The organism is Pseudomarimonas arenosa, from assembly GCF_014841215.1.
GTDB classification, from domain to species: Bacteria; Pseudomonadota; Gammaproteobacteria; order Xanthomonadales; family Xanthomonadaceae; genus Pseudomarimonas; species Pseudomarimonas arenosa.
The window spans coordinates 1-8,530 of sequence record NZ_JACYTR010000097.1; the positions used below are offsets into that span (position 1 = coordinate 1).

Here is an 8,530-nt window from a genome sequence, read left to right on the forward strand (position 1 = left end):
GCGCGAAGAAGAAGCTGGACGAAGCGATGCAGCAGGATGCAGAGTTGAGGCGGGCCGCCTAGCCTGGAGCGGACTTACACAAATCCGGGTAGAGCGGGTCCAAGGGAACTGGGAGGCAAGACAGTGAACCCTCGCACTCAACAGCAGCGTGCGTACGAACTGGGGACGCTCACCGTACTGTGGCAATCCCGTCGTCGCGATGCGGATCAGTTGGCCGGTTTGTGGTTCGTACCCGAGCAGCCTGGCGATGGGTTCGATTTCGTGAGTACTCACAACGGGCTGGCCCTGATCTACTTTGGCGTCGATGCCAGAGGCCAGCAGCTGTGGTTGACCTCCGACCTTGTGCAGATCGACCAAGTGGATCCTGGGCTGTCGCGCCGTTGGAACATGTATCGGCAAGTCAACGGTGCCCCACAACCGTGGGGGACAGCCACTGCCTCGGTCCGGTCCTGTGATGAGGGCAGCTTTACACTCACTTCTTCGGACGGATGGGTGCGCAGCATGCCGTCAGCCCGAAAGCTCACGTCGAGTGCCGGCATCCGGCACTGTGCCTCTGCGGAGTGACGATGTTGCGGTCTGGAATTGGCGTTCTTCGCCCGATCACGCGGATCACAGGTCTACCCCGGGAGAGCTGGACCCGAGTGCCTTCAGTGTCAGGGCGGTCAAAGTCTGCGTGGTGCCGGTGGGCCTTGGCACGGCCTTGTAGGCCTAGCCCCCGTCCTATCACGCGATGTGACTCCTGGCAGCTCTCTGAGCAGAAAGTCAGCGTGTATGATCGCCGCAGCCCGGCGTGCGCGAAGCGCGTCGCGGTATCGGTCTGGCCCGTTGGGGTCAGGCGCCGAAGGCACTCGTCCATACACGTCAAATCATGCCTCACGTATTGCTCCAACAGCGTCGTCAGTCTCTTTGCTCGACCGCGGCTCCGGCGTTCTGATGACGCCCAGTCACGCGTCAGTGGGGGGGCCTGCGCCAGGGCTTGCAGACCGATTCTATGTCGGCGATTTCCTGGTCGACCGTCATGCCTGTTCGATGACCGACGCAGAGGGTGTGGTGACCACGTTGCGGGTCAAGGTCATGCAGGTGCTGCTGACCTTGGCGCAGCGCCCAGGCGATCTGGTGTCGCGCAAACAGCTGATCGACTCGGTATGGCAGGGCAATGAGTACACCGGCGTCAAAGGGGTGACCGATACCATTTCTGAACTGCGCAAGTTGTTCGGCGAAGCGGCGACCGACACCCAGTACATCGCTACCGTGCCGAAAGCAGGCTATCGCTTGGTGGCGCCGGTGCGCCCGATCGAGCCATTGGTTATACCAAGGCCCAGGCGGCGGATGGCCATCATCGGTGTGCTGTGCGCCCTGGTGCTGCTCCTGGTTTGGTCCGCCTGGCAAGGTGCCGAGCCTACCCGCCCAGCTCAGGCGCTGCCTTCGCTTCGCGGAGATCTGCTGAGCGCGCTTCCTGGGCGCGAAAGTGAGCCGAGGTTGTCACCTGACGGGACCCAAGTCGCGTTTGTTTGGGAGCCTGAATCGGGCGCCGGCGTTAAGGTTTTTGTGGCCGCCACCGATCAGGCTTCACCGACTGGCCCGTTGTCAGAGAGTAAACGGCAGTCGTCTCCGGCCTGGTCGCCGGACGGCAAGCAGCTGGCCTTCTTGCAGCTGAACGATCAGGGCAAGAGCCAGATCCGCATTGTCAACTTGGCGACCGGGCTTGGCACCAGCTGGGATGTCGATCACGCGCTGCTTAGCTGGGGGCTCGACTGGTCTCCTGATTCGCGATCGCTGGTGTTCGCGCGGTTTGATCCTGTCGCCGGACTCGGTGGCTTGGTGATTCTCGATTTGCTCGAGCAACAAATTTCGGTGTTAAGTGAGCGCTCGGTACACAAGTACGAATCTGATCTGATGCCCAGATTCTCGCCGACGGGAGAAACATTGAGTTTCATCCGCCCGCTGGCCCCCGCGCGCAATGAGCTCTGGCTACGTGATCTCGCAAGCGGTACCGAACGCCGCGCCTTTGACGGGCTGGTGGACGCAGCTGACTGGATCGACGAGGGCCGCATGCAGGTGCTGTGGGGCGGCCCCACCGGCAGCTCGATTGGGGTCTTGGATCTGTCATCCGGGCGCCTGGATGAGCGCTACAACGACTCGAGTACGGTCGACTTCATCGATCGCAGCGGCTCAGCCTGGGTGTATGCCCGGTCCACCTTTAGCACCTCGATCCGCCCGCTGGATCTATCCGCTGGGGTGCTCGGTGAGCCTTGGCTGACGTCGGCCGGAAGTGATCAGAACCCCGATCAGGTAGGCGACAGTGCGGTTTACGTGGCGATCAATCCCGGTGGTTACACGCTCTGGCGCAGAATCGGAGATGGCCTGCCGACCGTTGTCCACCGCTCGGAGCGGCCGCTGTTTGCTGCCGCGCAGTCACCCGATCGACGTCAGATCGCGTTCAACTGGTCAGACCCGATCAATGTGATCGGGCTGTTCGTGCTTGACCCTGAAACCCGAGCCATCCGGCGATTGGGTGATGCCAGCATGGATTACGCGCCGCCGGTTTGGTCAACCGATGGCGCATCCATCATTGCGGCAGCGCGACACGCCGGCAACAAGTGGAACCTCTGGCGGCTGGACTTGAGCTCAGGCCAGGCGCAAGCGTTGACCGAGCACGGCGGCCTGCTGGGTCGCCTCGATGCCGCAGGCCACCTGCTGTACAGCAAGCTCCGGGAGCCCGGATTGTGGCGGCGCGACCTGAGCAGCGGCGATGAAACCGTTTGGATCGACGATCTGGCGATTGGCGACGGTGGCAACTGGGTGCTGGGCGCCGACGACGAGGTGTACTACATCCGCCGCGGCGCCGAGGCCGATTTGGTTGCACGACGATCGCCGGACGGCGCGACGGCGGAGATCGCCCGCCTGCCCAAGAGGCGGGTAGCCAACTACCGCAGCATGACACTCGATCGTCAGCGCAATCGACTGCTGTTGAACTGGTTTGAGCGCGACCAGGCCGATCTTTATCTGATGGCCGACTAGCCAGAGCAGAGCCAGTCTCCTCGACCCGGAACTGGGCCAAATCGCCCATTCGACAGTTTTTCGACATCGCTTGAGGCCTGTCGGAGGGCCGGCCACAGGCCAAAGTTTCTCATTCCAATCAGTGGCTTAGAAAAATCGACGGCTTTTCGACTTGTGTCGAGTGCTGAGCGCGATTTGTCTGTTCCGGCGGCCAGCGACACGTCTATCAGCGCCGATAGAGCGAATGCGTAGCGCGCCAGGCCGGTTCATGACGACCCGTTCGTCATTCAGCAAGCCCCGATTGGAGAAAATGAATGCTTGGAAACAACCACCTGTTGACCAGTGCGATACGCCTTGCCCTGGTTGCCTCCACGATTGCCCTGATGCCGACTGCGGCCATCGCCCAGGACAGCGATGAGGCCAATGTCCTCGACCAGATCGAGGTCACCGGTACCCGCCTCAACTCGCCCGGGGTGATTGCCAACAGCCCTATCGCCTCCTACAGCAGCGAGGAACTGCAGCAGAAGCAATCGGTCACGGTGGAGGAGTTTCTCCGCCTGGTGCCGGGCGCGGTGCCGGCGATTGGCTCCGGCGTCAACAACGGCAACGGCGGCGGCGCCACCATCAACCTGCGTGGTCTGGGCGCCAACCGTGGACTGATTCTGGTCAACGGCCGTCGGGTCGTGCCGTTCAATCTGCTCGGCGCCGTGGACACCAATGTGATTCCGATCGCGATGATCGAGCGCATCGATCTGGTCACCGGTGGTGCCTCAGCGGTGTACGGCGCCGACGCCGTGTCCGGCGTGATCAACTTCATCCTCAAGCGCGACTTCGAAGGCGTTGAACTGGCCACCCAGTTCGGAACGTCGGAAGAAGGCGATGCCGACCGCCAGCGCAGCGACTTGATCATGGGAGCCAATCTGGCCAATGGTCGCGGCAACGTGGTGATGAGTATCGGTCGTACCGAGACCGATGAGCTGCTGCAAGGCAGTCGCCCGATCGGCGTCGAATCCTTGAGTTCAGTCAGCGGTAACCCGGAAGGTTCGGGCACCACGGTGCCGGCCCGCATCGGCGGCGTCCCTGGGCTGCCCGGTACCAACCAGATCGGCCCGGATGGCTCCTTGGTGCCGACCTATGCGCTGTTCAACTTCAATCCGCTGAATCTGTATCAGACCCCGCAGGAGCGTCTGCAGGCCACCGCTTACGGCCACTTCGAGCTGACCGAGGGCCATGAGGCCTACGCCGAAATGCTCTACACGCGCTCCGATGTGTTCACCCAGCTGGCGCCCAGCGGCAGCTTCTTGAACACCTTTGAAGTGCCGGTGGGTAATCCGTTCATCCCTCAGCCGATGCGGCAGCAGATGTGTGCTGGCCTTGGCATCAGCGATGCCGAATGCACGGTCGGCAACACGCAGACCGCGGTGCTGTCGATCGGTCGGCGGCTCACCGAGTTGGGCCCGCGTCTGAACAACTTCGAGAACAAGATGTTCCAGGGCACGGTCGGCGTGCGCGGTGAATTGAATGACAACTGGAACTATGACGCCTACTGGTCGTTTGGCGAGTCCGATCAGATTCAGACCCGTGGCAACTGGGGCTCTTTGTCGCGCACCCGCCAGGCCCTGATGGCAGTGGACGCCAACAGCTGTCTCGATCCCTCCAACGGCTGCGTGCCGTTGAATATCTTCGGGCCGGAGGGCTCGATCAGTCAGGACATGATCGACTTCATCAACCTCGACGCCCTGCTCGGTCAGACGGTGGAACAGAATGTTGGGGGCGCGTCGGTATCAGGTGACCTTGGCGATGTCTTCAGCGTGTTCTGGAGCGACTATCCGATCTCCCTGGCAGTCGGCGTGGAATACCGTGAGGTCGAAGCCAGCACCAAGTCGGATCAAGCCTCACAGATTCAAGGTGAAGTACTGGGCACCGGTGCGCCGACGCCCGATCGTGGCGGTCGTTTTGAATTGAAGGAAGCCTTTGCCGAGTTCTTCGTGCCGATCGTCAACGATGCCCCCTGGGCCTATTCGCTGTCGGCCGAGCTTGGCTATCGCTACACCGAGTTCAGTACCGATAGCAGTCGCGGCTACGACACCTTCAAGTACGGTGGCGAGTGGGCGCCCACGGAGAACTTCCGAGTGCGTGCCTTGGCGCAGCGAGCCTCACGAGCGCCCAATGTGAACGAGCTGTTTCAGCCGGCAGTGACGGCGCTGGCCAATCTGGCGGTGGATCCCTGCCAACTCGATCGCATCAATCAGGCTGAAGCCAACACGCCGGGAACGCTTTCGAACCTGTGCCGGCAGACCGGCGTGCCGCTCAGTCAAATCGGCAGCCTGGAGCCGCCGTCGGCGGGGCAGGTCAACGTGCTGAGCGGGGGCAATACAGCGCTCAGTCCAGAAGTGGCCGACACCCTGACCTTCGGCGTGGTTTGGCAACCGAGCTTCAGCGACAGCCTGGCATTGACGCTGGACTACTACGATATCGAGCTTGAACAGGCGATTACGACACCCACCATCACCGATGTGATGAGTCAGTGCTATGACCCGGCGTTCAATCCCAACCGCAGCTTCAACGCCGCCTGTGCCCTGGTCGGTCGGCATCCGCTGAATGGCAGCTTCAATGGCTCGGATGCGCCCGGTGTCGGGCTCTTGCTGAGCAATCAAGGGAAGGTGCGCACTGACGGTATCGATCTTGGCTTGAACTATGGATTGTCGCTGAACGAGTGGGGTTCGCTGGACTTTGCCTTGAATTGGAACCATGTGTTGAGCTGGGATTTCCAGGCCACCCCAACGTCGGTCAACCGCAACTGCGTGGGTTACTACAGCATCGCCTGCAACGGGGCGGCGGGCATCATCTACCGCAATCGCTCCAACCTACGCACGACCTGGTCGCTTGATGATGTCAGCCTGTCGCTCAACTGGCGCCGCAGCAGTAGCGTGATTGAAGAGCCGGGCGGTCAGGCCTTCCTGCCCGAGTTCTCCTCGATCAGTGCGTACAACTACTTCGATCTGGCTGCAGCCTGGCAGGTCAACGACCGTCTGCGACTCAATCTGAGTATCGACAACCTGCTCGACAAGGCGGCTCCCAACGTCGGCAACACCATCGGTTCCACCACCTTCAACAGCGGCAACACTTACCCGCAGTTCTACGATGTGGTAGGTCGCTATTACACCCTGGGTGCGACGATCAAGTTCTAGCTTGCCGCCAACTCAGCCACTTTCCTTCAACCACCCAACAACGACAACAGTTCGCCTCTCTCCTATACCGTGGCGCAAGGACGCGCCACACTTTTTTGAGCAGGCACATTCAACAAAGAGATTTCCTCATGCACTGCAATTCAGATTCTTTCCGGCTCAATGGCAGCTCCCTCGTTCGCAAACTGACCTTGGCGTTGGGCGCGGCGGCCATTCTGGCCGTGGGCAAGGTGTCGGCAGCGCCGCTGGATCTGGAGTCGCTGGCAGCACGGCTTCCGGATATGGGTGAAATCCATCTGCACATGTTCAAAGCTGAACAGGCCGATGGCTACATGCGCCTGGGCTGGAAGCAAGATGGCCAGGAGCTGCACGTGTTTGATCGCACCATGATGCCCTCGGCCGAAATCTACGAAGCTTTCAACGCGCGGCTCGATGCCGCTTCGCTGCAGCCAAAGCAGGTGGAGATCGAGTTTCACAGCGGGCTTCAGACCCTGAAGGTCGACTATCGATCGGCAAGCGGAAACGGGGTGCTTAGTCGGGAACTGCTCAGCCCTGTAGCCGAACCGAAGCGCTCGGAAGCCGAGCTTGAATTGGCCCCCGGCGTTTTGCTGCGCGCCTTCAGCTTTCTGTTGCCCTTAGTCGACGACAGCGCCGTCGGCGACACCATCGAGTACACCTGGTTCGAGCCGATGAGTCGCGAGCCCACCGCCGCGGTGCGGCTGCACGTCGCCGAGGGCGGCCCTGTGCAGGCCGGCGATAGCGCCTTGGACACCCTGCGCTATGAGCTGCGTGGAAGCTCGCCCGAGAACGATATTTACGTCAGCAAGCAAACACCCCGCAAGGTGTTGCGAATCGATGTGTTGGGCACCGACCTGCAGTTTCGTGCGCCGGCCACGCCCTGAAGCGGAGAAGGCTTGCCCCACTTGTCGAGCCTAGCCACACTAGAGGGCAGCTCAATGATCGGGAGCCTCCAATGCCATTCGCGGCGCACGGCGACATTCGCATCGATGCCGAATTTCCGCTGCTGTTCACCTACGTGCAGGGGCCGTGGAACATCGAGTTAGTCAGGCAGTGGGCAGAACAAGCGATTCCTCATGCGCTTGGCTTCGCTGCCCGAGGACCCTGGGTGGGTGGCGCCGTGATCGAGCGCTCGATGCTGTGCACGCCTGATGCGCTGGAACTACACCGCGGGGTAGCCACGCGGATGGTGCGGCAGCTGGGGGCGGTGGCTGCCGTGCACGTGGCGCTGCCAGGTACCGAGGGTGCAGATGTCATGCATGGCGTGTTCAAGGCCATGTTCAGCGGGTTATGTCCGTACAGCCAGTTCAAGGATCCCGAGGAGGCGCGGCGCTGGAGTCTGCAGCAAGTTGCTGCACACCAGCCGTGCCATTGAGGTTTCGGCATTGCGAGTCAGGTCGCAAATCACTGATTCTCTCCCGTCTCCGCTTGCGGGAGAGGGGCCGGGGGAGAGATCGATGCGCACTGACAACGCGCGCCGGCTGGACTGTCGCTGGATTCGGAAGAATCAATAGCAAGCGGCGCTCGGGTATGTGTTGCGCGTTGGCCGAGGCTCGGTCGTTCAGGGGGAGTCATGATCAAACATCAGGGTGGGTGCCATTGCGGCGCGGTGCGTTTCGAAGTCGAAGCGCCGGTGGATATCGAGGCGCTGGATTGCAACTGCAGTCTCTGCGCCAAGGCGGGTTTTCTGCACCTGATCGTGCCGAAGGCGCGCTTTCATCTGCTGCAGGGCGAGTCGGAGCTGTCTGAATATCGTTTTGGCACTGGGGTCGCCAGGCATCTTTTCTGTCGACACTGCGGGGTGAAAAGTTTCTACGTACCGCGTTCCAACCCCGATGGTATCGACGTCAATGTGCGTTGCATCGACTCCGACACCGTCCGCTCACTGAAAGTGGAAACTTTTGACGGCAAGTCCGCCTGGGAGGAGCAGGCGGCCAGTATCAGCCATTTGTCCAGCACCTAGTGTAGTGTCGCATAAATACCATTCATAAATGACGTATACTTTTGCGGGCTTGGTTGCGGGAAACGCTGATGGGCCGATTGCGCGCGGATGGTGAGATTGAGCTCTTCGTAACCCGATACAACGCTGACGCAGCCCCTTTCCAGTGGATCGCCACCGCCGACTCAATCTTGCAAAAGATCGCGCGCCTTGCGAAACGTAGTTCTGCGACAGGACACTAGCCCGGATATTTCATGAGGTTGCGCCGAAAGATCCGGCGATTCCAAGCGGGGCGAGAGTTTCGACCGATGGTGTTGAGATAACAGAGTGTTCGCGATCTTTCGGCGCTGGCACGGCCCTCATTCGGCCGCTGCGCGGCTACGCA

Annotated in this window: 5 protein-coding genes; all 5 read left to right on the plus strand. The window is 61.2% G+C overall.

Annotation, left to right across the window (positions count from 1 at the left end; all coding sequences use genetic code 11):
- The first annotated feature begins 1,029 nt into the window (after positions 1–1,029).
- The 5 genes from IFO71_RS20895 to IFO71_RS20915 all read left to right on the plus strand — a co-directional run bounded on the left by IFO71_RS20895 (position 1,030) and on the right by IFO71_RS20915 (position 8,169).
- Positions 1,030–3,021, plus strand: coding sequence for a winged helix-turn-helix domain-containing protein (locus tag IFO71_RS20895; RefSeq protein WP_192031629.1), 1,992 nt, complete (start codon positions 1,030–1,032; stop codon positions 3,019–3,021).
- 293 nt (positions 3,022–3,314) lie between these two features.
- Entirely contained in the window at positions 3,315–6,191 is a 2,877-nt protein-coding gene (locus IFO71_RS20900) for a TonB-dependent receptor plug domain-containing protein (protein ID WP_192031630.1), read from the plus strand.
- Positions 6,192–6,319: 128 nt separating this feature from the next.
- Entirely contained in the window at positions 6,320–7,090 is a 771-nt protein-coding gene (locus tag IFO71_RS20905; RefSeq protein WP_192031631.1) for a hypothetical protein, read from the plus strand.
- Between the two features lie 71 nt (positions 7,091–7,161).
- Positions 7,162–7,581 (plus strand): hypothetical protein, encoded by a 420-nt coding sequence (locus tag IFO71_RS20910; protein ID WP_192031632.1) that lies wholly within the window; start codon positions 7,162–7,164, stop codon positions 7,579–7,581.
- Positions 7,582–7,779: 198 nt separating this feature from the next.
- Complete coding sequence (locus IFO71_RS20915) at positions 7,780–8,169, plus strand: GFA family protein (protein ID WP_192031633.1); 390 nt, start codon at positions 7,780–7,782, stop codon at positions 8,167–8,169.
- The last annotated feature ends 361 nt before the right edge of the window (positions 8,170–8,530 follow it).